General features: G+C 70.5%; 18 protein-coding genes. 13 read left to right on the forward strand and 5 right to left on the reverse strand.

The genetic code is table 11. From position 1 onward, the window contains the following. Window positions 1-3: 3 nt before the first annotated feature. Window positions 4-549 carry a UPF0149 family protein gene (locus tag VMR06_RS05875; protein WP_325374013.1) on the reverse strand — a complete coding sequence of 182 codons (546 nt, stop codon included), beginning with the start codon at window positions 547-549 and terminating at the stop codon, window positions 4-6. Between the two features lie 279 nt (window positions 550-828). On the opposite strand from VMR06_RS05875, the gene VMR06_RS05880 reads away from it, so the two are divergent. After that, a complete protein-coding gene (locus VMR06_RS05880; RefSeq protein ID WP_325374016.1) occupies window positions 829-5376 on the forward strand; it encodes an EAL domain-containing protein in 4548 nt (1515 codons plus the stop codon). Between the two features lie 76 nt (window positions 5377-5452). Here the strand turns inward: VMR06_RS05880 and VMR06_RS05885 are convergent, their stop codons facing one another. Then, window positions 5453-7198, reverse strand: a complete 1746-nt coding sequence (locus VMR06_RS05885; protein ID WP_325374018.1) for a hypothetical protein — start codon at window positions 7196-7198, stop codon at window positions 5453-5455. Window positions 7199-7381: 183 nt separating this feature from the next. On the opposite strand from VMR06_RS05885, the gene metK reads away from it, so the two are divergent. Further along, entirely contained in the window at window positions 7382-8581 is a 1200-nt protein-coding gene (gene metK / locus VMR06_RS05890; RefSeq protein ID WP_325374021.1) for a methionine adenosyltransferase, read from the forward strand. A 160-nt stretch (window positions 8582-8741) separates the two neighbouring features. Here metK and VMR06_RS05895 read toward each other — a convergent pair whose 3' ends face one another. Continuing rightward, complete coding sequence (locus VMR06_RS05895; protein ID WP_325374023.1) at window positions 8742-11204, reverse strand: alpha/beta hydrolase family protein; 2463 nt, start codon at window positions 11202-11204, stop codon at window positions 8742-8744. Window positions 11205-11341: 137 nt separating this feature from the next. Here VMR06_RS05895 and VMR06_RS05900 point away from each other — a divergent pair, with 137 nt between their 5' ends. Next, a complete protein-coding gene (locus VMR06_RS05900) occupies window positions 11342-11968 on the forward strand; it encodes a CDP-alcohol phosphatidyltransferase family protein (protein WP_325374027.1) in 627 nt (208 codons plus the stop codon). A gap of 244 nt (window positions 11969-12212) precedes the next feature. On the opposite strand, the gene VMR06_RS05905 is transcribed toward VMR06_RS05900, so the two are convergent. Next, on the reverse strand, window positions 12213-12866 hold the full coding sequence (locus tag VMR06_RS05905) for a PepSY domain-containing protein (RefSeq protein WP_325374030.1): 654 nt from the start codon (window positions 12864-12866) through the stop codon (window positions 12213-12215). 120 nt (window positions 12867-12986) lie between these two features. On the opposite strand from VMR06_RS05905, the gene VMR06_RS05910 reads away from it, so the two are divergent. From VMR06_RS05910 to VMR06_RS05935, 6 genes are all read left to right on the forward strand, one after another. Next, the gene (locus VMR06_RS05910) at window positions 12987-13688 is read left to right on the forward strand and encodes a PepSY domain-containing protein (protein WP_325374032.1); all 702 of its coding nucleotides are present in this window, start codon (window positions 12987-12989) and stop codon (window positions 13686-13688) included. After that, window positions 13688-14362, forward strand: a complete 675-nt coding sequence (locus VMR06_RS05915; protein WP_325374034.1) for a response regulator transcription factor — start codon at window positions 13688-13690, stop codon at window positions 14360-14362. Before VMR06_RS05910 ends, VMR06_RS05915 begins: the two co-directional genes overlap by 1 nt. Continuing rightward, a complete protein-coding gene (locus tag VMR06_RS05920; protein WP_325374036.1) occupies window positions 14359-15651 on the forward strand; it encodes a sensor histidine kinase in 1293 nt (430 codons plus the stop codon). Before VMR06_RS05915 ends, VMR06_RS05920 begins: the two co-directional genes overlap by 4 nt. 170 nt (window positions 15652-15821) lie before the next feature. Continuing rightward, a complete protein-coding gene (locus tag VMR06_RS05925) occupies window positions 15822-16367 on the forward strand; it encodes a DUF3016 domain-containing protein (protein ID WP_325374038.1) in 546 nt (181 codons plus the stop codon). A 127-nt stretch (window positions 16368-16494) separates the two neighbouring features. After that, window positions 16495-17985: a hypothetical protein gene (locus tag VMR06_RS05930; RefSeq protein WP_325374040.1), complete on the forward strand. Its 1491-nt coding sequence runs from the start codon at window positions 16495-16497 to the stop codon at window positions 17983-17985. Window positions 17986-18091: 106 nt separating this feature from the next. Beyond that, complete coding sequence (locus VMR06_RS05935) at window positions 18092-19504, forward strand: sigma-54 dependent transcriptional regulator (RefSeq protein WP_325374042.1); 1413 nt, start codon at window positions 18092-18094, stop codon at window positions 19502-19504. A 378-nt stretch (window positions 19505-19882) separates the two neighbouring features. Here the strand turns inward: VMR06_RS05935 and VMR06_RS05940 are convergent, their stop codons facing one another. Beyond that, window positions 19883-20374: a hypothetical protein gene (locus tag VMR06_RS05940; protein ID WP_325374044.1), complete on the reverse strand. Its 492-nt coding sequence runs from the start codon at window positions 20372-20374 to the stop codon at window positions 19883-19885. Window positions 20375-20531: 157 nt separating this feature from the next. Between VMR06_RS05940 and VMR06_RS05945 the strand changes: the two genes are divergently transcribed. From VMR06_RS05945 to VMR06_RS05960, 4 genes are all read left to right on the forward strand, one after another. Continuing rightward, window positions 20532-22391, forward strand: a complete 1860-nt coding sequence (locus VMR06_RS05945; protein ID WP_325374046.1) for a methanol/ethanol family PQQ-dependent dehydrogenase — start codon at window positions 20532-20534, stop codon at window positions 22389-22391. A 71-nt stretch (window positions 22392-22462) separates the two neighbouring features. Next, complete coding sequence (gene moxJ, locus VMR06_RS05950) at window positions 22463-23305, forward strand: methanol oxidation system protein MoxJ (protein ID WP_325374048.1); 843 nt, start codon at window positions 22463-22465, stop codon at window positions 23303-23305. Window positions 23306-23352: 47 nt separating this feature from the next. Further along, the gene (gene moxG, locus VMR06_RS05955) at window positions 23353-23913 is read left to right on the forward strand and encodes a cytochrome c(L), periplasmic (protein ID WP_325374050.1); all 561 of its coding nucleotides are present in this window, start codon (window positions 23353-23355) and stop codon (window positions 23911-23913) included. A 104-nt stretch (window positions 23914-24017) separates the two neighbouring features. After that, window positions 24018-24329: a methanol dehydrogenase [cytochrome c] subunit gene (locus VMR06_RS05960; protein WP_325374052.1), complete on the forward strand. Its 312-nt coding sequence runs from the start codon at window positions 24018-24020 to the stop codon at window positions 24327-24329. The last annotated feature ends 54 nt before the right edge of the window (window positions 24330-24383 follow it).

The following is a 24383-nucleotide window of genomic DNA, read 5'->3' on the forward strand; positions in this document are numbered from 1 at the left end:
GCCTCAGTGCAGGCGCTTGGCGCGCGGCGCGCGCGCGCCGGCCAGCTCGCGCTGCAACAGCAGCACGCCGATGCGGACGAACTCCTGGACCTCGGCCAGCGCGGCCTCGTCCTCCTCGTCGTCGGCGTAGTCCAGCTGCGAGGCGGCGATGCCGGCGAAGTCGCGCAGGATCTCGTCGGCGTCGTCGCTGAGCGCGCGTGCGTCGAGGCCGGCGAGGCCGGCACCGCCGAGGAAGCCGCGGCACCAGGCGACCAGCGCCTCGGCGCGCTCGGCCAGCGAGGCGTCGTCGTCGGGCAGCAGCGGCTGGAAGCCGAAGTCCGGATCGTCCAGCTGGCGCCGGCAGTCCTCGTACAGCCGCCCGGCCAGCTGCGCCGGCAGCATGCCCGGATCGTCCAGCTGCAGCGCCTGCAGCCAGGCCTGCGCGCCGGCGCTGCCGCCGGCGCACAGATAGCCGGTCAACGAGCCGTGTAGCTCGCCGGCGCCGATGCCGCTGCGCGCCTCGCGCAGCGCGCGATCGAGCTCGGCCAGACTGGGGACGCTTTCGGTCATGTGACGGACCCGCAGGGAAACCCCGCGAATCTTAACATCGCGCGCCGCGCCGGCCGGACGCGCCGCGCCGTTGCGGCGCTGCCCGGTAGTCACCGCGATAGCGATTGCCTACACTCGGGCCGACGATGCCCGTCCATCCGCGGCACGCGGCCGCCAATGGCCGGCGTGCGGCGCGCCGGCGATGCCGGACCGAATGCGCATCGGTCGACCCGGCACGGAATCGAGCGCGGGACACAGGCGTTTTCGAGCGACGGACGGTTCCGGGGAGACACCACGAGCATGCTGCCGACAGGTCAACGACGATCGCGTGTGCTGCGCGCGCTGCTCGCGGCGGCGCTCGTCCTGGGCGGCGGTCCGGCCACGGCCGTGCAGCGCGACTACGTGTTCGAGGGCGTCGGCCGCGAGCAGGGGCTCGGCCAGAGCACCGTGCACGCGATCGCGCAGGACCGGATCGGCTACCTGTGGGTCGGCACCGAGTCGGGCCTGTACCGCTACGACGGCCGCCATTTCGTGCGCTTCGACGGTCGTCAGGACGGCCAGCCCGACCTGTCCGGCGTCGTCGTGACCTCGCTCGCGGTCGACGGCGAGGGCCGCCTCTGGGCCGGTCTGCTGACGCATGGCCTGGCCCGGCTCGACCCGGCCAGCGAAGGCGCCTGGTACACGCCACCCGGTGTCGAGCCGGGCTTGCGCCTGATCAACGTGCAGGCGCTCGCATTCGACGGCCGCGACGCGCTGTGGGTCGCCGACGATGCCGGCCTGCGCGCGGTGTCGCCAGGCGACGGCGCGACGCTGCGGCGCGTGAACTCGCCGCAGGTCGACGGCGCGCCCGCCGACATCACCGCACTGCGCGCGACCGCCGACGGCGCGCTGTGGGTCGGCACCACGGCCGGCGTCTGGCGCCTGGCCGCGGGTGCCGGCGAGCTCGAACGCCTGCCCGAGACGCGCGCCACCTATGCGTTCCACGCCTCCGCCGACGGCACCGTGTACGCGGGCACCGGCGACGGCCTGATCGCGCTGGGCGCCGACGGCTCGACGCGCGGCGTGTGGTCCGGGCGCGACGCGGCGGTACGCGCGATCGGCGAGGACGTGCACGGCCGGCTCTGGCTGGCGGTGTCGGGACAGGGCCTGGTGCTGGTCGATCCGAAGACCGGCACGGCGCGCCTGCTCGGCCCGAGCCGGGCCCTGCCCGGCTACCTGCCCGACACGACGATCCGCAGCCTCGCGGTCGACCGCTCCGGCCTGCTCTGGATCGGCATGCGCGCGCACGGACTGCTCCGCGTCAATCCGGACGGCGCACCGCTGCCGTACATCGCCGATCTGGACGAATCGCGCGCGTTCGCGCCGACCAACAACATCCGCACGATCCTCGAGGACGGCGACGGCCAGCTCTGGCTCGGCACCGAGGGCGACGGCCTCAAGCGCTACGATCCGCACAGCGGCCGTTTCGCCTACTACCTCAAGCCGCTGCTCGAGTCGCTGCGCCCGCAGACCGGCCTCGCCCGATTGCGCGTGAACCGGCTGGCCGACGCCGGCGACGGACGCATCCTGGTCGCCAGCGAGTACGGCCTGAGCCTGTTCGATCCGAAGACCGGCAGCGCGACCACGGTGACGCTGGCCGAGGAGACGCGCCGCAAGACGCGCACGGCCGACGTGCTCTCGGTGCTGCGCGCGACCGACGGCCGGATCTGGTACGGCACGCGCTCGGGCCGCCTCGCCGGCGGCGATCCGGCCACCGGCACCTGGCAGGTGTTCGACGATCCGGTCGACCCCGCGGCACCGCACGCGCGCAACAGCGTGTTCGCGCTGATCGAGGACCGGCAGGGCCGCATCTGGGCCGGCACGCTCGACGGCCTGCGTCTGATCGATCCCGCCAGCGGCCGCGTGCGCGCGTTCCGCTACGTGCCCGGCGATCCGCGCTCGCTGTCCAACAACATCGTGCGCTCGCTGCTCGAGGATCACGACGGCCGCCTCTGGATCGGCACCCATGGCGGACTGGACCGGCTCGACGCGCTCGGCGAGCAATCGGCGCGCTTCACGCGCTGGACGCGCGGAAGCGGACTGCCCGACGACACCGTCTACGCGCTGCTCGAGGATCCGCTCGGCCGGGTCTGGCTCAGTACCAACCGCGGCCTGACCTGGTTCGACCGCGCCAGCACCACGTTCCATACGACCGCGTCCGGAGACGGGCTGCAGGATCTGGAGTTCAACGGCGGCGCCGCGCTGCGCCTGCGCGACGGACGCATGGCGTTCGGCGGGCTGCGCGGCTTCAACCTGTTCCAGCCGGCCAAGATCACCGCGAGCCGCTACGAGGCGCCGGTCGTGATCACCGGCGTGCGGATCGGCGCGCAGCCGCGCGTGGACACGATCACCGGTCCGGTCCAGATGCGCCACGAGGACGGCATGGTGCACCTGTCGTTCGCGACGCTGGACTTCGCCGCATCGGCGAACCGGCGCCTCAGCTACCGGCTCGAAGGCTTCGACGCCGGCTGGGTCGACGCCGGCGACCAGGGCGAGGCGGTCTATGCCAATCTCGATCCGGGCCACTACCGCTTCCGCGTGCGCGCAGCCGATCGCCCGGACGGCCGGGCGGCGCCGCAGGCCGAAGCCGATCTGGTCGTCGAGGCGCCGTGGTGGGCCAGCGACCTGGCCAAGCTGGTCTATGCGCTGAGCGCGGCCGGCCTGATCGCGCTGGCGCTCGCGCTGCGCGCCAGCCGCAACGCGGCGATCCGCCATCATCACCAGGAGCTGCGCGAGCGCGAGGACCGCCTGCGCATGGTGCTGTGGGGCTCGGGCGACGAGTTCTGGGACTGGAATATCCAGCGCGGCGTGCTGCTGCGGTTCGGCAGCCGCCTGCTGATGAGCGGCAATCCGCAGGACGAGATTCCGATCGACCAGTGGCAGCAGCAGTCAGTGCATCCGGACGATCTGCAGGGCATGCGCGAGCGGGTCCGCGCGCATCTGGACGGCGAGACCGAGATCTACGAGTCCGAGCACCGCCTGCGCCGCCGCAGCGGCGAATGGATCTGGGTCATGGCGCGCGGCAAGGTCGTCGAGCGCGACGCCGCCGGCCGGCCGCTGCGGCTGTGCGGCACCGCGCGCGACATCACGCGCTCGCGCGCCGCCGACCGCGAACGCCGCATCGCGCTGGAGGTGATCCGCAGCATGAGCGAGGCGGTCGTCGTGACCGATCTCGAATCGCGCTTCGTCTCGGTCAATCCGGCCTTCACGCAGATGACCGGCTGGCGCGAGGAAGAGGTCGTCGACCGTCCGACCTCGATCCTCGACTGCAGCCAGCACACGGCCGAGTTCTACGAGGAACTGCGCGCGACGCAGGCGCGCACCGGCCACTGGAACGGCGAGCTGTGGCAGCGCCGCAAGGACGGCAGCGAATTCCTGTGCCTGCTGCAGCTCAGCGAGGTCTGCGACGCCGACGGCGTGCGCACGCATTACGTCGGCGTGCTGACCGACATCACCGACCGCAAGCGCTCCGAGCAGGAGCTGCGCTACCTCGCCAACTACGACATGCTGACCGGCCTGCCGAACCGCTCGCTGCTGTCCGAGCGGCTCGCGCATGCGATCGTCCGTTCGCGCCGCAGCGGCCGCAAGGTCGCCGTGCTGTTCCTGGATCTGGACCGTTTCAAGCACGTCAACGACTCGATGGGCCATGCCGCCGGCGACCGCCTGCTCAAGGCGGCCGGCGCGCGGCTGCGCCGCATCGTGCGCGACAGCGACACCGTCGCGCGCCACGGCGGCGACGAGTTCACCGTCGTGCTCGACATCGTCGACTTCCACGAGGCCGAGCGCGTCGCGCAGAAGATCATCTCCGCGTTCAGCCAGCCGCTCGAGCTCGGCAACGGCCAGGACGTCGTGATCTCGCCGTCGATCGGCATCAGCCTGTACCCGGACCACGGGCAGTTCTCGGTGGACCTGCTCAAGTACGCCGACACCGCGATGTACCAGTCCAAGGAACGCGGCCGCAACACCTACATGTTCTACACCGAGGCGATGGACGCCTCCACGCGGATGCGCGCGACCCTGGTCGGCGCGCTGCGCAAGGCGATCGAGCGCGGCGAGCTGCACCTGCTCTACCAGCCCAAGCTGTCGCTGCTCGACGACCGCATCACCGGCGTGGAGGCGCTGCTGCGCTGGAACAGCGAGGAGCTCGGCCTGATCTCGCCGTCGGAGTTCATCCCGATCGCCGAGGAGACCGGCATGATCGTCGAGGTCGGCGAATGGGTGCTGCGCGAGGCCTGCGCGCAGCTCACGCGCTGGCGCGACGCCGGCATCGAGGATATCGGCATGTCGGTCAACGTCTCGGTGCTGCAGCTGCTGCGCGGCGAGCTGCCGCAGCGCCTGTGCGACATCCTCGCCGAGTTCGACGTGGCGCCGAACCGCTTCGAGCTGGAACTGACCGAGAGCATGGTCATGGCCAATGCCGAGCAGTCGATCACGACGCTGCGCCAGCTCAAGACCGTCGGCGTCACGCTGGCGATCGACGACTTCGGCACCGGCTATTCGTCGCTGGCCTACCTGAAGCGGCTGCCGATCGACACGCTGAAGATCGACAAGGCCTTCGTCGGCGACATCACGACCGATCCGGACGACGAGGCGATCACCGCCACGATCATCAACATGGCGCACTCGCTCGGACTGAACGTCGTCGCCGAGGGCGTGGAGTCGGCCGAGCAGATCGAGTACCTGCGCGAGCAGGGCTGCGACGAGGTGCAGGGCCACTGGCTGTCGTGGCCGCTGACCCAGGATGCCTGTCTGGAATTCCTGCGCGCACGTCCGGCGCGGCGCGGTGTCGAGGCGCCGGGCTGGGGCTGACGTCGCAGCGGCCGGCCGCTGCGGCCGGTCGCCCCGAGACAGCCGCCGCCCGCATTGCACGGGCGGCGGCGGAACCTCACTCGAAACCGCTTTCGAAGATCGTGTCGTCCGACACCTCGGGCACGGTCACGCCGTAGGTGCAGCCGCGCGCGCCGCCGGCATTGCCGGAGTTGAACGCGAAGCCGATCTGGTTGACCTGATCGGCCGTATAGCCCATCGCCGCGGCGGCGTTGATGACCGCCTGCGCGGCCGTCTTCTGGTTGACGCCGCTGCCGGTGGTCATCGACAGGCCGCGCGCGTGCGCACGATCCATCGCCTGGCCGCCGATCAGCTCGCGCGCATAGAAGTTGCACGAGGCCCAGTACTGGCCCTGCGCATGGATGCCGCTGCCGATGTTGCCGGGATAGGTGCGGTTGAGCTGCCAGTTGACGACGCGGCCGGCCCAGAACGGGTTGTGGCCGTCCCAACTGAACATCCAGTAGTACTGCGGGTCCGCCGGCGTCCACTGGCCCGGGAAATCCGCGCTGTAGGAATGCGCGAAGTAGTCGCCGACGCCCTCGGACAGGCCTTCGGTCTGAGAGATCACGCCGGCCAGCCAGTGATGCAGGCCGTGGCCGAGCTCGTGCACGATCACGTCGGCGTCCTCGGCGTCGTCGACGCCGCCCTCGCCGAACTGCAGACGGCGCGTCGCCGGCGTATAGCTGGAATTGTCCTGGCCGCTGAAGCCGTGCGGATCGAAGACCACGGCGGTGTTGCTCGGGCTCGGCACCGCGGTGACGCCGAGCGTCTGGTTCACGTACCGCATGTAGGTATCGATGTGGTAGTACGTGTTGACGCCTTCGAACGCGTCCTGGCTGCGCGTGAAGTTGAAGGCGCTCGAGGCCTGCGTCACGCAGTCGCCGGCCGAAGGCGAGGTCCAGTCCAGGCAGGATGCATAGGTACCGACCAGGCTGTGCACGCCGCCGCTGAAGGTCAGATCGCGCAGCGTCACCGCATGGCGCGCAGCGGTCAGCTGGGTCGTGTCGGCGTCACCGCCGTCGGTGTAGCCCGGACTGTTGTAGGTGCTGCGCGTATACGACAGCGGATCGGGGTAGAACACCATCGCCGTGCCGTCGGCGTAGGCGTTGGTGTCCTCGGCGCGCAGGATCTCGCCGGTCTGCGTATCGACCAGCACTTCCCAGGCGCCGTCGAGGCCGACCGCCTGCACGGTGGTCTGCCAGACGCGGTGCGTGCCGGTCGGGGCGCGGTAGACGACCTCGCGCACGTCCTCGAACAGGATGCGTGCGTCGGCCGCGATGCCGAGGTATGCGCGCGCGATCGACATCGCGTCCGCGCCGCTGCGGCGCGACACCGTATCGACGGTCTGCAGCCCCCGCTGCGTGCCGTTGGACACGAAGATCACCTTGCCGGCCGGCGTCACGCTGACCGCCAGCCAGCTGTCGTAGACCGGCAGTCCCTGCGCGGTCTGGTTGAAGCGCACGACCGAGAAGTCGTCGCCCTCGCGCACCTCGTGCGTGACCAGCGTGTCGAGCTCGGCCTGCTGCAGCCCGAGCACGCCGTGACGCGCGGCCAGGTACTCGCGCGCCATCTGCTCGGGCGCAGCACGCTGCGCGGTGTACCGAGGCGTGTGGATCGAAAGCGCGGCTCCGTCGCTCAGGTACTGTCCGTCCTCGCGGTCGGCCGGGCGCTCGGCGGCGACGACGCCGCGCGTCAGCGCCGCGTTCTGCGCGGGAATGTACGGCTGCGCCTGTACGTACCCGGCCGCACAGGCCAGTATGATCGACAAGGACAACGGGCGCAGCGCCCGGGTGGTTCGGTTCATTCGGTGATCTCCCACAGTGCGTTGGTGTATCGAGTGGCCCCTAGTCGCCGCGACACTCCCTCGGCAACCGGACGATCATAGCCCCGCTGGCGCTGTGCGGGCGCTGCTGCGACGGCAACGGCACTGGTGTATGATCCGCGCCCCCAAGCATCCATTCATCCGTATAGAAGGATATTCGCCGCAATGAGCAGCTACCTGTTCACGTCAGAATCGGTGTCCGAGGGCCATCCGGACAAGGTCGCCGACCAGATCTCCGACGCCGTTCTCGACGCGATCCTGGCCCAGGACAAGCGCGCCCGCGTCGCCTGCGAAACCCTGGTCAAGACCGGTGTGGCGATCGTCGCCGGCGAAGTCACCACCAGCGCATGGATCGACCTGGAGACGCTGACGCGCAAGGTCATCCTCGACATCGGTTATGACAGCTCCCAGGTCGGCTTCGACGGCGAGACCTGCGGCGTGCTGAACCTGATCGGCAAGCAGTCGCCCGACATCAACCAGGGCGTGGACCGCAAGAAGCCCGAGGAACAGGGCGCCGGCGACCAGGGCCTGATGTTCGGCTACGCGACCAACGAGACCAAGGACTACATGCCCGCGGCGATCTACTACTCGCACCGTCTGGTCGAGCAGCAGGCCAAGGTGCGCAAGAAGAAGAACTCGCCGCTGCCGTGGCTGCGTCCGGACGCCAAGTCGCAGGTCACGCTGCGCTACGAGGACGGCAAGGCGGTCGCGATCGACGCGGTGGTGCTGTCGACCCAGCACGATCCGTCGGTCCGGCAAAAGGATCTGGTCGAGGCCGTGCGCGAGACGATCCTCAAGCCGGTGCTGCCGGCCAAGTGGCTGCACAAGGGCACCAAGTACCACATCAACCCGACCGGCAAGTTCGTGATCGGCGGCCCGGTCGGCGACTGCGGCCTGACCGGCCGCAAGATCATCGTCGACACCTATGGCGGCTGGGCCCGCCATGGCGGCGGCGCGTTCTCGGGCAAGGATCCGTCCAAGGTCGACCGCTCGGCCGCCTATGCGGCGCGCTACGTCGCCAAGAACATCGTCGCCGCCGGCATCGCCGACCGCTGCGAGGTGCAGGTCAGCTACGCGATCGGCGTGGCCGAGCCGACCTCGATCTCGGTCACGACGTTCGGCACCGGCAAGATCCCCGACGAGAAGATCGAGAAGCTGATCCGCAAGCACTTCGACCTGCGCCCGTACGGCATCATCAAGATGCTCGACCTGGTGCACCCGATGTACCAGGCAACCGCCAGCTACGGCCACTTCGGCCGCACGCCGTACCAGGTCACGCTGGCCGACGGCGAGACCTTCACGGCGTTCTCGTGGGAGAAGACCGATCGCGCCGAGGCGCTGCGCGCCGACGCCAAGATCAAGTAAGTCTTCGCGGCGGCATCGTCGCGACGAAAGAAGGGGCGCCTCGGCGCCCCTTCTTCGTTTCGGTCCGGGCGATCGCGGCGGCCGGCTGAAACCGACGCCCGCGACCGCAGCCATGGCGCGCTGCCTGCCGGCGAGGACGCCGGCCGCTGCATCGGCCGCGCTACGGCGCCGCCTGCGCGCGCGGCGGCGCGTTCTTGACGTAGCGCTCGAGCCAGCGGTCGGTCTCGGCCAGCATCTGCAGCACCGACTCGCGCGCGCGGTAGCCGTGGCTCTCGTTCGGCAGCATGACCAGCCGCGCGGTGCCGCCCAGGCCCTTGATCGCGGCGAACATCCGCTCGCTCTGGATCGGGAACGTGCCGGAGTTGTTGTCCTGCTCGCCGTGGATCAGCAGCAGCGGATCGGCGATGCGGTCGGCGTAGTTGAACGGCGACATCGCCTGGTAGACCGGCTGCGCCTGCCAGTAGCTGCGCTCCTCGGACTGGAAGCCGAACGGCGTCAGCGTGCGGTTGTAGGCGCCGCTGCGCGCGATGCCGGCGCGGAACAGCCGCGTATGCGCGAGCAGGTTGGCGGTCATGAACGCGCCGTAGGAATGGCCGCCGACCGCGATGCGGTCGCGATCGGCGACGCCGCGCCGGACCACCTCGTCGATCGCCGCCTCGGCGCCGGCGACGAGCTGGGTCACGTAGGTGTCGTTGGGCTCGGCTTCGCCCTCGCCGACGATCGGCATCGACGGATCGTCGAGCACCGCATAGCCGCGCGCGAGGAACGCCTGCGGTCCCCAGTAGCTGATGAAGTTGAAGCGGTACGGCGAGTCGGTGACCTGGCCGGCCGCGTCGGCCGATTTGAACTCCTGCGGATAGGCCCACATCAGCAGCGGCAGCGGACCGTCGCGGCGCGCATCGTAGCCGGGCGGCAGATACAGCGTGCCGGTCAGGTCGACGCCGTCCTTGCGCTTGTAGCGGATCTGCTCCTTGCTGACGCCCTTGAGCTGCGGCGTCGGATGCGCGAAGCGGGTCAGCGCGATCGGTGCGCGGCGGCCGTTGCGCAGCATGTAATTGGCCGGCTCGGTCGGCGACTCGCGCGTCGTCAGCAGGCGTTCGCCGCGATCGTCGAGCAGTGCCTTGGGCTGCTCGTAGTACGGCGCCTGCGAATGGAACAGCCGCGTCTTGCGGCCGCTGTCCAGATCGAGCCGGTCGACGAACGGCCGGTCGCCCTCGGGCGATGCGCCCTCGCCGATCAGAAACAAGGCGCGGCCGCCGTCGGCCAGCAGCACGCGTGCGTTGCCGGCGGCGTCGGTGACCGTCACCGGCATGCCCGGATCGTTGTAGCGGTCCTCGAACGAGCCGTCGCGCAGCAGCTGCGGCGCGGTCTGCGGCGCATCGGGCTTGACCCGCCACAGCTTGATCGCGCGCGTCTTCCACCAGTACTCGTGGATCAGCGCCAGATCGCCGTCGCCCCAGAGGACGCCGCCGTAGCGCTGCGCCAGCCGCGCCAGCACGACCGGCGCCTGATCGAACGGCGCCGCCTGCATCAGCACGTGATCGCGAACGGCCGCTTCGCGCGACGGATCGCCGCCGTCCTGGGCCTCGGCCCAGACCAGCGTGGCCGGCGCATCGGCGCGCCATTCGATCGAGCGCACGCCCTCGCGTTCGGCATCGTTGCCGACCGGCAGGCCCTCGACCAGCGGCAGCGCGGCGATCTCGCGAATCAGGCTGCCGTCGCGGCCGAACACCTCGATCCGATGCGGGAAGCTGTCGATCGGCACCAAATACGAGAACGGGCGCTCGACGCGCTGGGCCAGCACGTAGCGGCCGTCCGGCGAAGGCTCGGCCGACAGCCACGACGCCGGCTCGCCGATGCGCTCGATGCGGCCGTCCAGCGCGATGCGCGCCATCTGCGAACGCAGGTAGAACTCGAGCAGACGTGCATCGGCCTCGTTGCGCAGCAGGTCCGGATAGGTGCGGATCTGCTTGACGCCGGCGCCGGCCGCGGTCTCCTGTACGGACGGGCCGGTCGGCGTGCCGTCCGACGGCGGCGGCGCGCCCTGCCCTTCGGGCTGCAGCAGCGCGAACAGGCCGCTGCTGTCGGGCAGCCAGCTGTAGCCGCGTCCGGCCACGGCGTTGAGTCCGCCGGCGAGCCGGCGCGCGCGGTGCGTGGCGAGCTCGACCACCCACAGCTCGTTGGCGCCGCTGGCGGGGTCGACGTGATTGAACGCGAGGTGGCGCTGGTCCGGCGACCACCGCACGCCGGCGATCGCCAGCGGCTTCGGCAGCCCGGCGATGCGGATCTCCTTGCGCGTCTCCAGATCGAGCAGCCACAGGTCCGAGCCGAACGAGAAGCGGCTCTGCGCATGCGTGCGCGGGTGGATGCGCAGGCCGGCCAGCTTCAGTTCCGGCTGCGCGACGACGTCGATGCCCGGCAGCGACGGCACCTGCATCAGCGCGGCCAGATCTCGATGCGGGCTCAGGAACAATTGCGGCGGACGCGCCGCGTCGACGATCGCGACCAGCTCGGCGGCAGGCGTCTCGTAGCGCGGCGGCGCGGCGCTGGGCTGCGCGACGCTCGCCGCGCTCCAGGCCGCCATGGCGGCGATCGCCCATCGGCGCAGGGGAAATGCAGTCATCGTCGGATCTCCATGGATCGGGCCGTCGGACGGCGGCCGCTCGCGCGCAGCATGGCAGGCCCGCGATGCTGCCGGCCCGTGCCGTTGGTCGTCCCGGCACCGGTCCACGGCCGGCCGCCATCGGCTACGATCGCGCAATGAACGACTCCGCCAACCGCCGGCCGCTGGCCTCGCGCGGCACGCGCTGGGCGCAGGCGCTGGCCGGTGCGCTCGCGCGCAGCCCGCTCACGCCGAACCAGATCTCGGTCGCCAGCATCGCCTTCGCGCTCGCCGGTGCCGCGCTGCTGCTGTGGCGGCCGACGCCGGCCGGCCTCGTGCTGTGCGCGCTGTGCGTGCAGCTGCGCCTGCTGTGCAATCTGCTCGACGGCATGGTCGCGATCGAGGGCGGCAAGTCCTCGCCGCTCGGCGCGCTCTACAACGAATTTCCGGACCGCATCGCCGACTCGCTGCTGATCGTCGCGCTCGGCTATGCGACCGCGCAGCCGTGGCTCGGCTGGCTCGGCGCGCTGCTGGCGGCGCTGACCGCCTACATCCGCGTCACCGGCGGCAGCCTCGGCCTGGCCCAGGACTTCCGCGGACCGATGGCCAAGCCGCACCGCATGGCGGTGCTGACGCTGGCCTGCCTGCTCGGCGCCGCCGAGCTGGCGATGGCCGGCAGCCGCCATGCATTGACGATCGCGGCTGCGCTGATCGCACTCGGCGCGGCCGTGACCTGCGTGACGCGCACGCGTGCATTGGCGCGCAGCCTGCGCGCCCGCCGCTGACGGCGCCGCGCGGCGGACGCATGCGCGCGGCCCTCGTCGGGCGACGCCGCGCGTCGATCGACCGCTCCGGCCGTCCGCCGGCGATCCTGTCTGCGGCCGGCAGCGCCGCACTCACCACGCGCGCGGCGCAAAGACCGCAGCCTCGCCGGGAACGGCCGGCGGCGCATCACGTCCGCCGGCCGCTGCTTACTCGGCGCGCGGCGCGCTGCACGGCACCGCGCGATTCGACCGACGCGATCCCGCCTCAGTCGCGCTCTTCGCGCAGCACTTCGCCGCTGACCGGATCGATCCACAGCTCGACGCGCACGCCGGCCGGATTGATCGCGTCGGCCTCCCAGACGCCGTCGTCGAACTCCAGATCGCGGATGTTGCGATAGCCCGCGGCGGTCAGCCGCTCGACGATCTGTGCCGCGGTCAGCGCACCGGCGGCCGGGCCGCCCTCGACGCGCTCATCGACCACCTCGCCGGTCCAGGCGTGCACGATCAGGTCGACGCGACGGCCGGCGCCATTGCGGGCCTCGGCTTCCCAAAAGCCGTCGTCGAGTTCGAGGTCGCGAACGTCGCGGTAGCCTGCCGCGGCCAGACGGTCGCGGATCGCGGCCGCCGTCAACGGCGCGTCGGCACCGCTGCCGCCGGTCGCCCAGAGCGTGCCGGTTGCGGCGTCCAGTACCAGATCGACGCGAACGCCGTCGGCGCGGGTCGCCTCGGCGGTCCAGTAACCGTGCGCGAGTCCGAGTTCGTAGACCGCGAAATAGCCGGCCTCGTCGAAACGCAGCAGCGCATCGGGAGCACCGCCGTCGACCGGGCCCTGCGCCGGTTCGGCGGCGTCTTCGGCCAGTACCGGCGCGGCGGCGCCGGCCAGTGCGAAGGCGAGAACGAGAGACTTGATAGCATGCATGGGACGGAATCCATCGGAACCGGCCGATCGCCGGAGGCCGCAGCTTCCCGATCGGCGTCTAAACCGGTTTTGACGGCTGCGTTCACAACGCGTTTAGACCCTCGTCCCGAGCATCGCCGCATGTTGCGAACCGCCCTCTTCCTGGCGCTCTATGCGCTGACCCCGGCCCAGGCCGGCGAGCACGATGCGATCCGCCGCGCGGTCGAAGCCGGCGAGATCCGCCCGCTCGCCGAGATCCTCGCCGCGGTGCAGTCGCGTTATCCCGGCCGCATCCTCGACGTGGAGATCGACCGCAGCGGCGACGGCCGCCGCATCTACGACATCGAGCTGCTCGACGAGGACGGCCGCAAGCTCGAGATCAGCGTCGATGCCGCCAGCGGCCTGGTGATCGAGCCGCGCGCGGCCGACGACGACGCGCTGATGCCGCTGGCGCCGATCCTGCGCACGCTGCTCGCGGCGCATCCCGGCAAGATCCTCGACGTCGAGCTCGAGCGCGACCGCGACGACCGCGCGATCTACGAGATCGAGCTGCTGACCGCCGACGGCCGCACGCTGGAGCTGGTCGTCGACGCGCGCGACGGCCGCCTGCTCGACGACGGCAGCCACGGCCCGGCCGGCGGCGAACCGGTGCGGCCGCTGCCCGACGTGCTCGACGCGCTCGCCGCGCATCACCCCGGCACGATCGTCGAGGTGGAGCTCGAACGTGACCGGCAGGGCCGCCGCTATTACGAGATCGACATCCGCGGTGCCGACGGCCGCACCGTCGAGCTGCGCGTCGATGCGGTCACCGGTGAGATCCTGCACGAAGGCGAAGCGGACTGATGCGCGTCCTTCTGGTCGAGGACGACGCGATCCTCGCCGGCCGCCTGCGCGAGGTTCTCGAGGAGGCCGGACTGCTGGTCGAGATCGCCGGCGACGGCCGCCAGGCCGCGTTCCTCGGCTGCACCGAAGACTACGACGCGGCCGTGCTCGACCTCGGCCTGCCGGGCCAGGACGGCATCTCGGTGCTGCACCACTGGCGCGAGCACGGCCGCGACCTGCCGGTGCTGATCCTGACCGCGCGCGGGCGCTGGAGCGACAAGCTGGCCGGCTTCGGCGCCGGCGCCGACGACTACCTGACCAAGCCGCTGCATCTGGAGGAGGTCGTGCTGCGCCTGCGCGCGCTGGTGCGGCGCACGCGCGGCCATGCCGATCCGGTGCTGCGCGTGGGCGCGCTCGCGTTCGACACGCTGTCCTCGCGTTTCACGCTCGACGGCCAGCCGCTGGCGCTGACCGCCCAGGAGCAGCGCATCCTGGCCTATCTGATGCACCGCCCCGATCAGGTCGTCAGCCGCAGCGAGATCGGCGAGCACGTCTATGCGCGCGATCTGGAACCGGACTCCAATACGGTCGACGTGCTGATCGGCCGGATCCGCCGCAAGCTTGGCCGGCCGCTGATCCACACCGAGCGTGGACTGGGCTTCCGCCTGAGCGCGCCGGCGCCGCCGTCCGGATGAGACGCCCGGGCCTCGGCACGCGGCTGCTGGCGCTCGGCATCCTGGCCGCCCTGCTGGTCGCCGGCATCGGCGGCTGGCTGCTGCGCGAGAACCTGCATGCGGTGCTGCTGCGCGGCTTCGAACAGCGCCTGTCCGAACACGCCGACCGCGTCGCCGCGCGCCTGCACGGCGGGGGCGGGCGCCGCATCGTGCACGACGAGCCGCGCGCTGCCGACGAGTTCAGCCGGATCTTCTCCGGCTGGTACTGGCAGCTGACGCAGGGCAGCGAACCGCTGCATTCGCGCTCGCTGTGGGATGCGGACCTGAGCGTGCCACCGGCGCCGCCGGGATCGCTGCTGCGCGTGACCGGTCCGCGCGGCGAGCCGCTGCTCGGCATCGGGCGCGCGATCGAGGTCGAGGCCACGCCGGCCGTGCTGTGGGTGTTCGGACCGGCCGAGGAGGTCGACCGCGAGCGGCGCGGCTTCGACCAGCTGCTCGCGAGCACGCTGGCCGGCCTGGTACTGGCGCTGGTCGCGGCGACCTGGATGCAGGTGCGTATCGGCCTGCATCCGCTGACGCGCCTGCGCGGCGCGGTCGCGGCAGTGCAGAGCGGCCAGGCCGACCGCGTCGGCAGCGGTTTCGGTCCCGATCTCGATCCGCTCGCGGTCGAGCTCGACACGGTGCTCGAACGCAATGCGCGGGTGACCGCGCGCGCGCGCAGCCATGCGGCCGATCTGGCCCATGCGCTCAAGAAGCCGCTGGCGCTGATCGCCGCCGACGCGGCCGCCGGCGGCGAGCCGATCGCGGCCCAGGTGCGCAGCATGAGCCGGCTGATCGACCGTCATCTGGCGCGCGCCGGCAGCGGCGCCGGTGAACGCCGGCGACTGCCGGTCGCCGCACGCATCGAGGCCCTGATCGAGCTGATGCGGCGCCTGCACGAGACCCGCGCGCTGCGGTGGCGGCTCGACGCCGACGCCGACGCGCACTGGCGCGGCGAGCCGACCGATCTGGACGAGATGCTCGGCAACCTGCTCGACAACGCCGGCAAATGGGCGCGCTCGCGCGTCGAGGTGACGGCGGCGCGCGAGGGCGCGCTGCTGCGCGTGACGATCGACGACGACGGTCCGGGCCTCGCGCCCGACCAGATCGCACAGGCGAGCCGGCGCGGCCGCCGCTTCGACGAATCGGTCGAGGGATCGGGTCTGGGCCTGGCGATCGCGGCCGACATCGCCGAGACCTACGGCGGCCGGATCGAACTTCGCGCCGGTCCGCTCGGCGGCCTGCGCGTGAGCCTCGAGCTGCCGGACTGAAGCGGCCGGCTGCGCCTGCACCATCGGCACGCCGAAGCGGCGGAACCGGGCGGCCTCGCCTGTCCTGCAACGGTCGATGGCCGGCCGACGTCCTTGTGGACACGCGGACGGGCCGTCATCTCCATCGCTGGCGGCCGCGATCCGCGCGCCGATCCACCCGAGGTCCGATCATGAACACTCTGCAACGCTTCGCTTTTCTGACGCTCTCGGCGGCCGCCGCGGCGACGGCCGGTCTCACCACGGCCGCACCGGCGCCGGCCGCCGCCGATTCACGCATCGAGGTCAGCTGGAACCCGCCCGATGAACTGTCCGAAGTCCGCCAGGCGGTCCGTCCGCAGCGCCAGCCGCCGATCGAATGGCTCGAGAAGCTTGCCGCCCATCTGCGCCACCGCGCCGACCAGGTCGTGCCGGCCGGCGAGCGGCTCCAGGTCAGGTTCACCGATATCAAGCTGGCCGGCGACTACGAGCCCTGGCACGGTCCGCGCTTCGACGAGGTGCGCATCGTCAAGGACATCTATCCGCCGCGCATCGACCTGCACTACCGGCTGATCGGCAGCGACGGCGCGACGCTGCGCGAGGGCGATGCCAAGCTGCGCGATCCGGCGTTCCTGAGCCGCAGCAACGCCAATGACAGCGACTCGCTACGCTACGAGAAGCGCCTGCTCGACGACTGGCTGCGCCGCGAGTTCGGCGGCCAAGCCGCGCGCGGCCGCTGACGGCGGGCGCATCGGCGGACTCGTCACGCCGGGCGAATCGGGACATACTGTGACGGGCCGCACACTCCGGCAAGGGGCCGGAGGGGGCGCTGGGGTGCCCGCCCGTCTTCGATGAGGATTCTCCCGCATGCGTCCGTCCCCGATCCGTCGCTGGGCGTTCGCCGCCCTGTCCGTCAGCCTGATAGCGGGTGCGGGTGCCGCGCTCGCGGCCTGGTCGTCCGACCCGGCCGTGAATCTGGTGATCGCCGACCGCGGCGGCGAGGAGACCCAGGCCAAGATCCTGCCGCGCGCCGACGGCGGCTTCTACGTGAGCTGGTTCGACAATAGCGACGGCGGCTACGACGTGCGCCTGCAGCGGCTCGACGCGCAGGGCAACGCGCTGTGGGCGCCGGGCGGCATCCGCGTCGCCGATCGCAGCTACAGCTCGACGACCGACTACGGCTTCGCGGTCGACGCGGCCGGCGACGCCCTGCTCTCGTTCCAGTGCTGCACCCAGGGCGCCAGCGACGAGCGCATCGTCGTCGTCAAGATCGACGCCGACGGCGATGCCGCCTGGGGTGCCGGCGGCATCGCGGTCTCGACGCTCGGCGAAGGCGCGGTCGTCTCCTATGTCGCGGCCGGCGCCGACGGCAGTGCGCTGGCGGCCTGGATGAACGACGCCGGCGAGGGCCGCGTGCAGAAGCTCGACGCCGCCGGCCAGCCGCAATGGGGCGCTACCGGCGTGACCGTGCCGGGCCCGGCGACCGGCTTCAAGTTCATGGCCGACATCAAGGGAGCCGGCAACGGCGACGCGATCGTCGCCTGGAGCAACCAGTCCGGTTCCACGCGGATCCTGCGCGCGCAGAAGTTCGCATCGGCCGACGGCGCACCGCTGTGGGGCACCGACGGCGTGCGCGTCGCCGACAGCGGCAACCTGCAGGCCGGCTACTTCCCGAAAATGATCCCGGATGGCGCCGGCGGCGCGGTGTTCGCGTACTACGACGCCAGCGGCGTCGCGTTCAACGTCCGCGTACAGCACATCGACGCCGACGGCGGCCGCCGCTTCGGCGCCGACGGCGTGCTCGCGACCACCGATGCCAGCAAAGGCCACTACAGCCCGAGCGCCACCTACGATCCGGTCACCGGCACTACCCACCTGATCTGGATCGACGGCACCACGATCAACCAGCAGAGCTACGACGGCCTCTACGCGCAGCGCATCGACGCCGGCGGCGTGCGGATCTGGGCCGACGGCGGCCGCGAACTGGTGCCGATGACGATCTCGACCAACGGCGCCAACGCGCTGTCGCAGCTGGTCGCGCTGCCGGCGCCGAACGGCCTGCTGGCGGCCTGGGTCACCGGCAACACCTCGGTCGCCGCCAATCCGATCACGACGCTGCGGCTGGACGCGGCGGGCGCGGAGGTCTGGCCCCAGCGCGTGTCGCTGAAGAGCCGCGCCAATCGCACCTCGCGCCTGGCCGGCGCGACCAGCCAGGCCGGCTATGCGGCCTACATCTGGAGCGAGGGCAGCGGCAACGACGCCGGCAGCCTGGACGTGCTCGCGCAGAACCTCAGCTACGCCGGCGCGCTCGGCCCGACCGATCCGGACCTGCTGTTCGCCGACGGTTTCGAGCCGTGACCGGCGGCCGGCGGCGGACCGCGCCGGGCCGGTGCTGCGCGGCTTTTGCCATGCGCATCGCCACCCTTTACCCTTGTGACCTCGCTCGCACCACCCTTCCGGAAGCATGAGCAAGCAACTTGCCCTGGTCATCGACGACGAACGCGACATTCGCGAGCTGCTGACGCTGACGCTCGGCCGCATGGGACTGGTGGTCGACACGGCGGCCAACGTCGCCGAGGCGCGCCAGCGCCTGTCCGAGAACCGCTACACGCTCTGCTTCACCGACATGCGCCTGCCCGACGGCTCGGGCCAGGACATCGTCGAGTACGTCGCCGGCCACCATCCGGAGACGCCGATCGCGATGATCACCGCGTACGGCAACGTCGATGCGGCCGTCAACGCGCTCAAGGCCGGCGCGTTCGACTTCGTCTCCAAGCCGGTCGACATCAACGTGCTGCGCCGGCTGGTGCAGACCGCGCTCAAGCTCGGCGAGACCAAGCGCGCCGAACAGGTCGCCAGCGGCAGCAAGCTGATCGGCGAATCGGCGCCGATGCAGGAACTGCGCGCGACGATCGCCAAGATCGCGCGCAGCCAGGCCCCGGTCTACATCGCCGGCGAGTCCGGCGTCGGCAAGGAGCTGGTCGCGCGCCTGATCCACGAGCTCGGCCCGCGCTCGGCGACGCCGTTCGTGCCGGTCAACTGCGGCGCGATTCCGTCGGAGCTGATGGAGAGCGAGTTCTTCGGCCACAAGAAAGGCAGCTTCACCGGCGCGCATGCCGACAAGGACGGCCTGTTCCAGGCTGCGCACGGCGGCACGCTGTTCCTCGACGAGGTCGCCGAGCTGCCGGTGCACATGCAGGTCAAGCTGCTGCGCGTGATCCAGGAAAAGGCGGTGCGTCCGATCGGTGCACGCGCCGAGGTGCCGGTCGACGTGCGCATCCTGTCGGCCACGCACAAGAACCTCGCGCGCATGGTCGACCTCGGCGCATTCCGTCAGGACCTGTTCTACCGCATCAACGTGATCGAGCTGCGCGTGCCGCCGCTGCGCGAGCGCCGCGGCGACATCCCGCTGCTGGCCGCGCGCGTGCTCGAGCGCCTTGCGCGCGACAGCGGCGGACCGCCGGCGCGCCTCAGCGACGGCGCCACCGCCGCACTGATGACCTACGAGTTTCCCGGCAACGTGCGCGAGCTCGAGAACGTGCTCGAGCGTGCCGTCGCGCTGTGCGAGGACAATGTCATCGCCGCCGCGGACCTGCGCCTGATTCCGACGCAGAGCGCCGGCAGCATCGCCGACCCGGCACCGGCGGCCCCGACCGAGGCGCCGCCGCGCGCGGCACCGGCCGCCGCGCCGGCACCGGCGGCGCCGCTGTCGGACTCGGCGTTCAACGACCTGGCCGCCGCGGTCGCCGAGACCGAGCGCGCCGCAATCATGAAGGCGCTGGAGGCCACGCGCTGGAACCGCACCGCCGCAGCCCGGCATCTGGGCCTGACGCTGCGTCAGCTGCGCTACCGGCTCGAGAAGCTCGGCATCGAGTGACGCGCCGGCAGCGGCCGGTGCCGTCCGGCCCATCCGCTGCCTCCTGACCTGCCGTCCCCGAGCGGCGCCGCCTGACGGCGCGACGCGTCCAAGCCCCATCGACACGCTGCACGCGATGACGTGCCGCATCCGCACCGAGCCCACGCCCGGCCGGTGCGCGCACCGGCGGCGCGCCGTATGCGACGCGTATCGCCGCAGCGGACAGCGGCGCGGTCCGGGACGGACCGGACCCATCGCGCGGCGGGTGCGTCGTGCGGGCGGCGCTGCAAGAATCCGCTCGCGCGGCCGCGCCGGTCTGCGGGGTCGGATCGGTCGGAGCAGTCGTGCCAATCGGCGCTCACCACGACGCACGAGGCCTCACCTGTCCAGGTGCCGCGCTCACGCCTGTCGTGCCGCTGCGGCGCGCAGCGTTCGCCGGCACGCCCGCGCGGCTTGACGTACTCGGATTCGACGGCCTCGCTGACGGTCCCGACATGCCTGCTCGATCGCCGCTGCGATCGACACACACCGGCGCGCTTGCACCGACACCAACGGCATGATCACGCGCTCGGCACGCGCGGCGCTCACCGATTTTCGCGCGCGCGATGCGACACCGCGCACGACGCGTCGCCGACGATGCCGGCCTCGGCGTTCTTCGGGATTTTTTCCCGAACATCGCAGGAAAAAATCCTGACGCGTCGCGCATAAAACCGCAGTTTCTGCCGGGAAAAACGTGAGTTCTCGGATCGACGGCGATCGCGTATGCGGCATCGGCGTGTAGCGAAACTGGCGCAGTCTTGTGCCACGGAAGTGGCAACGCGCATCGGTGCGTTCGAGACGATGGCGCAGTCGCGCGATCGCCTGCTCGCGGCGACGATCGCGAAACGGCATCACGTGCGGCCATTTGCGCGAACGGCCTCGCGGTTGGCCCGCTTCCTGCTCCTCTCATAGCCCGCACCAACCCGTCGAACAACCACGATGCGTGGTCGCAAGCCTCAGCAGAGCGCTTGTGCAACACGGCATCTCGATCAACACAACCGGAGGGGTCATGAGGAAAGTCCTGTTATCGGCAACGGCATTGGCGACGGCGCTCGCATCGACGCTGGCGCTGGCCAACGACAAGCTCGTCCAGCTCTCGCAGAGCGAAGAGAACTGGGTGATGACCGGCAAGAACTACAACGCCAACAACTTCAGCAAGGCGACCCAGATCAACGACAAGAACGTCAAGCAGCTGCGTCCGGCATGGACGTTCTCGACCGGCGTGCTCAACGGCCACGAGGGCACGCCGCTGGTCGTCAACGGCACGATGTACATCCACTCGCCGTTCCCGAACCTCACCTTCGCGCTCGATCTTGCGAACCCCACGCGCATCAAGTGGATGGACAAGCCCAAGCAGAACGCGGCCGCGCGCGCGGTGGCCTGCTGCGACGTCGTCAACCGCGGCCTGGCCTACTGGCCCGGTGACGGCAAGGTGCCGGCGCTGATCTTCAAGACCCAGCTCGACGGCCACATCGTCGCGCTCAACGCCGAGACCGGCGAGACCTACTGGAAGCTCGAGAACTCCGACATCCGCGTCGGCTCGACGCTGACGATCGCGCCGTACGTGGTCAAGGACTACGTGATCGTCGGCTCCTCCGGCGCCGAGCTCGGCGTGCGCGGCTATCTGACCGCCTACGACGTCAAGACCGGCGAGCAGAAGTGGCGCGCCTATGCGACCGGCCCCGACGAGGAGCTGCGCCTGGCCAAGGACTTCAACAGCGCCAATCCGCACTACGGCCAGTTCGGCCTCGGTCTCAAGACCTGGGAAGGCGAGGCCTGGAAGATCGGCGGCGGCACCAACTGGGGCTGGTACGCGTTCGATCCGGCGACCGACCTGATCTACTTCGGCAGCGGCAACCCGGCGCCGTGGAACGAGACCATGCGTCCGGGCGACAACAAGTGGACGATGACGATCTGGGGCCGCAACGTCGATACCGGCATGGCCAAGTTCGGCTACCAGAAGACGCCGCATGACGAATGGGACTACGCCGGCGTCAACGTCATGATGCTGTCCGAGCAGACCGACAAGGCCGGCAAGAAGCGCAAGCTGCTGACCCATCCGGACCGCAACGGCATCATCTACACGCTGGACCGCGAGAACGGCGATCTGATCTCGGCCGACAAGCTCGACGATACGGTCAACTGGGTCAAGAGCGTGGACCTCAAGACCGGCCTGCCGCTGCGCGATCCGGAGTTCGCCACGCGCATGGACCATAACGGCCGCGACATCTGCCCGTCGGCGATGGGCTATCACAACCAGGGCCACGACTCCTACAACCCCGACAAGCAGCTGTTCTTCCTCGGCATCAACCACATCTGCATGGACTGGGAGCCGTTCATGCTGCCGTACCGCGCAGGTCAGTTCTTCGTCGGCGCCACGCTCAACATGTACCCGGGCCCGAAGGGCGATCGCCAGAACTACGAGGGCCTGGGCCAGATCAAGGCCTACAACTCGATCACCGGCGAGTACAAGTGGGACAAGATGGAGCGCTTCGCGGTCTGGGGCGGCACGCTCGCGACTGCCGGCAACCTGGTGTTCTACGGCACGCTCGACGGCTTCATCAAGGCGCGCAACGCCGACACCGGCGACCTGCTGTGGAAGTTCAAGCTGCCGTCCGGCGTGATCGGCCATCCGATGACCTATACGCACAAGGGCACGCAGTACGTCGCGATCTTCTACGGCGTCGGCGGCTGGCCCGGCATCGGCCTGGTGCAGGATCTGGAGGATCCGACGGCCGGTCTCGGCGCGGTCGGCGCGTTCAAGAAGCTGGCCAACTACACGCAGATGGGCGGCGGCATCATGGTGTTCTCGCTCGACGGCAAGGGTCCGTACGACGACATCAATCTCGGCGAATACGCCAGCAACTGAGGCCTCGCGGCACGGGGCGTCGCAGTGACGCCCCGTGTCTTCCGATCCACGCGACGAAACGGGATTCGTGCATGTTCCTACGTGTGTTCCATCGCTTTTTCCGCGCCGGCGTCTGCGCCGGCGGTCTCGCCCTGGCCTCACTGCCGGCGGCAGCCGCGCCCGAGTCCCTGCGCATCTGCGCCTCGGAGATCGAGGCGCCCTACTCGTACAAGGACGGCAGCGGCTTCGAGAACCGCATCGCCGAGATCGTCGCCCGCCAGATGGGACGCAAGGCGGACTTCGTCTGGTCGCCGCGCGCGGCGATCTACCTGGTCCGCGACGGCCTCGACAAGAACGAATGCGACGTCGTCATGGGCCTGGACAGCGGCGACGAGCGCGTGCTGACCACGCGCCCGTACTACCGCGCCGGCTACGTGTTCGTGACGCGCGCCGACCGCGACCTCTCGATCGACACCTGGAACGATCCGCGGCTCAAGCAGATGAACTCGATCGCGATGGGCTATGCCTCGTCGGCCGAGGCGATGATCAAGAAGATCGGCAAGTACGAGGACAACGCCAACTACGTCTACTCGCTGACCGACTTCAAGTCGCGGCGCAACCAGTACATCCGCGTCGATCCGGCGCGCATGGTCAACGAGGTCGCGCAGGGCAAGGCCGACCTCGCGATCGCGTTCGCGCCGGAGGTCGCCCGCTACGTCAAGTCGTCCACGGTGCCGCTGAAGATGCAGCGCGTGCCGGCCGACGACACCGGCAGCGGCGAGCCGATCCCGTTCCAGTTCGACCAGTCGATGGCGGTGCGCAAGAACGACCGCGCCCTGCTCGACGCGCTCAACGCCGCCCTCGCGGCCGCGGCACCGCAAATCCAGAAAGTGCTCAGTGACGAAGGCATACCGGTCGTTCCGGCTGCTTCCTGAGATCGCTTGTGACCCCAGGCCACCCGGACCACCCAGATAGGTAGACGATGAAGAAAACCCCGCGAATCGCCGGCGTGCTGAGCCTCGCCGTCCTGTCGTGTGCCGCAGCGGCGGCACAGGCGCAGATCACCTTCCGCAACGTGACCGATGGATCGGCGCTGGACCTGTCCAATGCACGCGAGGAAGATCGCGACACGCCCGGCGTCAAGCAGTTCCTCGAGACCGGAAGGAACCCTTACAACAGCAAGCCGGCCTGCCTCAAGAAGGGCGAGAACCTGATGCTGACGGCCTGTTCGGCCTGCCACGGCCACTATGCCGAGGGCAAGATCGGCCCGTCGCTGACCGACGACTACTGGACCTACCCGGAAGGCAAGACCGACGAGGGCCTGTTCTCGATCATCTTCGGCGGCGCGCGCGCGCAGATGGGACCGCAGTACCTGTCGCTGACGCTCGACGAGATGCTGCAGGTGATGGCCTGGGTGCGCCACATCTACCACGGCCCGGCCGAGGCGGCCGACTGGATGAGCGAGGAGGAACGCAAGGCCTATGTACCCTGGTCTCCGGACCAGAAGCTCGAGGTTCCGGACGGCGCGGTCTGCGCGCCTTGACGGAGCCTGCCGTGCCGAGCCGATCGGCACGGCGCTGCGACGGACGCCGCCGGACGCGCCGGCGGACCCATGATGGTTCCACTGCACCACACCGAGGAGCGAAGATGAAATCGAACACCGCACGCATGCGCATTCCGCTGTCCCTGCTCGCGATCGGCGTCGCCGCCCTGTGCGGCGGCCAGGCACTGGCCTACGACGGCACCAAGTGCAAGGAAGCCGGCAACTGCTGGGAGCCCAAGCCGGGCTATCCGGAAAAAGTCGCCGGCTCCAAGTACGACCCGAAGCACAATCCGAACGAGCTCAACAAGCAGTCGGTGTCGCTCGCCGCGATGGAGGCGCGCAACGCCCAGCGCGTCGCGAACTTCAAGAAGACCGGCAAGTTCGAGTACGACGTCGCCAAGCTGCCCAAGCCGTGACCCGCGCGGCCGCCCGACCGCTGTGCCGGCACGGGCGGCCGCCGCGACGCGCCA

The sequence above is a fragment of the Dokdonella sp. genome (assembly GCF_035511235.1).
Classification (GTDB): Bacteria; Pseudomonadota; Gammaproteobacteria; order Xanthomonadales; family Rhodanobacteraceae; genus Dokdonella.

Bases quoted from the DNA above. Each gene is read 5' to 3' on its own strand.
- VMR06_RS05910 (WP_325374032.1), top strand. From the start codon at position 12,987: ATGTTGCGAACCGCCCTCTTCCTGGCGCTCTATGCGCTGACCCCGGCC.
- moxJ (WP_325374048.1), top strand. From the start codon at position 22,463: ATGTTCCTACGTGTGTTCCATCGCTTTTTCCGCGCCGGCGTCTGCGCC.
- VMR06_RS05925 (WP_325374038.1), top strand. From the start codon at position 15,822: ATGAACACTCTGCAACGCTTCGCTTTTCTGACGCTCTCGGCGGCCGCC.
- VMR06_RS05905 (WP_325374030.1), bottom strand. From the start codon at position 12,866: ATGCATGCTATCAAGTCTCTCGTTCTCGCCTTCGCACTGGCCGGCGCC.
- VMR06_RS05930 (WP_325374040.1), top strand. From the start codon at position 16,495: ATGCGTCCGTCCCCGATCCGTCGCTGGGCGTTCGCCGCCCTGTCCGTC.
- VMR06_RS05960 (WP_325374052.1), top strand. From the start codon at position 24,018: ATGAAATCGAACACCGCACGCATGCGCATTCCGCTGTCCCTGCTCGCG.
- VMR06_RS05945 (WP_325374046.1), top strand. From the start codon at position 20,532: ATGAGGAAAGTCCTGTTATCGGCAACGGCATTGGCGACGGCGCTCGCA.
- VMR06_RS05880 (WP_325374016.1), top strand. From the start codon at position 829: ATGCTGCCGACAGGTCAACGACGATCGCGTGTGCTGCGCGCGCTGCTC.
- VMR06_RS05935 (WP_325374042.1), top strand. From the start codon at position 18,092: ATGAGCAAGCAACTTGCCCTGGTCATCGACGACGAACGCGACATTCGC.
- VMR06_RS05885 (WP_325374018.1), bottom strand. From the start codon at position 7,198: ATGAACCGAACCACCCGGGCGCTGCGCCCGTTGTCCTTGTCGATCATA.
- VMR06_RS05895 (WP_325374023.1), bottom strand. From the start codon at position 11,204: ATGACTGCATTTCCCCTGCGCCGATGGGCGATCGCCGCCATGGCGGCC.
- VMR06_RS05940 (WP_325374044.1), bottom strand. From the start codon at position 20,374: ATGCCGTTTCGCGATCGTCGCCGCGAGCAGGCGATCGCGCGACTGCGC.
- VMR06_RS05915 (WP_325374034.1), top strand. From the start codon at position 13,688: ATGCGCGTCCTTCTGGTCGAGGACGACGCGATCCTCGCCGGCCGCCTG.
- VMR06_RS05875 (WP_325374013.1), bottom strand. From the start codon at position 549: ATGACCGAAAGCGTCCCCAGTCTGGCCGAGCTCGATCGCGCGCTGCGC.
- VMR06_RS05900 (WP_325374027.1), top strand. From the start codon at position 11,342: ATGAACGACTCCGCCAACCGCCGGCCGCTGGCCTCGCGCGGCACGCGC.
- VMR06_RS05920 (WP_325374036.1), top strand. From the start codon at position 14,359: ATGAGACGCCCGGGCCTCGGCACGCGGCTGCTGGCGCTCGGCATCCTG.
- metK (WP_325374021.1), top strand. From the start codon at position 7,382: ATGAGCAGCTACCTGTTCACGTCAGAATCGGTGTCCGAGGGCCATCCG.
- moxG (WP_325374050.1), top strand. From the start codon at position 23,353: ATGAAGAAAACCCCGCGAATCGCCGGCGTGCTGAGCCTCGCCGTCCTG.